1 protein-coding gene is annotated in these 2290 nt (G+C 67.6%); it reads right to left on the minus strand.

Annotated features, from left to right (window positions below; genetic code table 11):
• Window positions 1-538: 538 nt before the first annotated feature.
• Window positions 539-2035, minus strand: coding sequence for a site-specific integrase (locus ACFLIM_RS50075; protein ID WP_393177981.1), 1497 nt, complete (start codon window positions 2033-2035; stop codon window positions 539-541).
• Between the last annotated feature and the right edge of the window lie 255 nt (window positions 2036-2290).

A 2290-nucleotide genomic window follows, 5' to 3' on the forward strand; every position in this document is an offset into this window, starting at 1 on the left:
TCACCCGTGAGGCGACGGTCGTCGGCGGGATCAGGGACTACGGTAAGCATGGGTGTGCCTTCCCAGCCGACGGGCCAACGTCGGCATGCGTGTGAGACCTCAAACGATCACCGGGAAGGTACACCCTCCCCGGTCGATCCACAGATCTCAAGCATTGCTCCGCGGTCAGCCAGGCTCAACGCGCTCTCGAGACCTGGTGGCAGACCGGTTGTTCAAGAACCCCGGTCGGTCACCCACGCGGCGATGATCACGGCGTTCTCCCCGTTCGCCTGATCGTTGCCAGGGGCGGTCCCTCGCCTTGGGACAATCGCGGAAGCCAAGGGCCGCGATGCGAGGGACCGCCCACCCATAGACGTCCGGCAGCCGCCCCCTTCCCCTGGTGTGCTGCTGCCGGGCTCAGGCCTTGCGGGTAAGACTCAGATGCACCCGTCATCTGGGGCTCCTCTCCCCCTCCCTTACCCGCACGGCCCTCTGCGGAGGCCGGTCAGTCGCGCGGCTGACCGGCCTTCTGCCAACTCTCTCCCTGGCCTCGTGACGGTTAGTGGGGCGGCATCGGGATCACCGTCCCGCTAGCCTCCCCCTCCCCTTCCGGCTTACCGCTTGTTCCGGGCCGAGCGGTGCTCCGCCTGGACGGCACCGGTCCGGGCGCCGGAACGACGGGCCCCGCGAGGAAAGTAGCGGTCGCCTCGGCCGCCGCAGCAGCCGCTTCGGGATAGACGCTGGTGTAGGTGTCACGGGTGAACGCCGAGGACTTGTGGCCGAGGGTCTCCTGCACGATCTTGATATCGACCCCGGCGGCGAGCATCGCGGTCGCCGCCCCGTGGCGCAGGTCATGCAGCCGGATCGGCGGCAGGCCTGCTTGGTAGCACAGCCAGTAGAAGCGGTCGGTCGCGTGCTGTGGATGCAGCGGCCGGCCACTCTCGTTGGTGAACACGAAGCCGCTGTCGGCCCAGTCTGCGCCCATGACCAGCCGCTCCCGGGCCTGGCGCTTCTTATGCTCTTTCAAGATCGCCATGGTTTCGGCGTCGACGGCGATCTCGCGGTCGCTGGCATCGGTCTTCGGGCTGCCCTGGATCGGGGTCCAGCCGAGCTGGGTGATCTGCCAATGCACCCCGATCCGGGCCTTCTCGAAGATGACGTCCGGCCAGCGCACCCCGACCCCCTCACCGCGCCGCAGCCCGCGTACCGCGATCAACCTGTAGAGGGCGAACAGCCGGTCCCGGCGGGCGTAGGCCAGGAAGGCGTTGGTCTGCTCGCGGGTCCACACCATCACCGGCGACGGACGCGGAGCACCGATGTAGGCGGCGATCGGGTCGACCCGCTTCCCCTCGCGGGTCCGCTTGAGCCGCTCCAGATGCGCCTGATGGTCGGCGCGCCACCGGGTGACCCGCTCGTCGGTCCAAATGACCGGCTTGGGCCGGGTCACGGAGTCGAGTTCGACGACGGCGGCCGGGTTGAAGTCCAGCAGCCGGTCCTGGCAGATCGCGATGTTCAACGCGTGCCGCAAGGTCGCGCGGATGCGATGCATCGTGGTCGGCCCGACCGGACGCCGATACCTGACTGCTGCCACGCGGGCGGGATCGCCGCTGGCGCGTTCGGTGGCGATGATGTCGTTGAACTCCTCGATCGCATCGAACATGCCCGCGATGTCGGAGACCCGCAGCCGGTCCAACCGGATATCGCCCAGGTACGGCTTCAGGTAGAGCCGGACGTGAGACTCATAAGAGCGTTTCGTCGTCGCCTCAATCGACCGCTTGCGCTTGAGGAACTCCCCCAGCCACTCGGCCACCGTGACGTGCCGGTTCAGATCCTGCCGGGTTTGGACCTTGCGCCGCACCTCTTCGAGGTCGGGCAGGCTCTTGGTGTCTTTGAGCACCGACAGCATCAGCTTGGTGATCTGCCGCCGCACGGCGGGATCGGTGTCGAGGGCGAGCAGGCCGCGGGCGTGGTCCAGCTCGGCCTCGGCATCCTCCAGCGTGGTGAAACCGCTGCGGCGCAGCGGGGTGCGCCGCTTGCCGTCCGCGTGGGCGGGCAACTCCAGCTGGTAGCCCCACGTGCCGTGGGTGGTGCTCCACCGTTGTCCGCCGTCTCCGTGGGGGCGGCGCAGCTTCGGGCAGGTCTTCCCAAGCCGCTTGCCACTGGCCGGGTCCTTACAAGCACAACTCTGATATGAAACGGCCCGTCAAGGCTTTGCAGCCACACCGGCCCGAATGCTGATGGTTTGGTGCCGTTTTTCCTGTGTGTCCTCCTGGCCTATGAGCAGGAGAGATCGACCTGACGGGTCAAGACG

It is taken from the genome of Nonomuraea marmarensis, assembly GCF_043197025.1.
GTDB lineage: Bacteria > Actinomycetota > Actinomycetes > Streptosporangiales > Streptosporangiaceae > Nonomuraea > Nonomuraea marmarensis.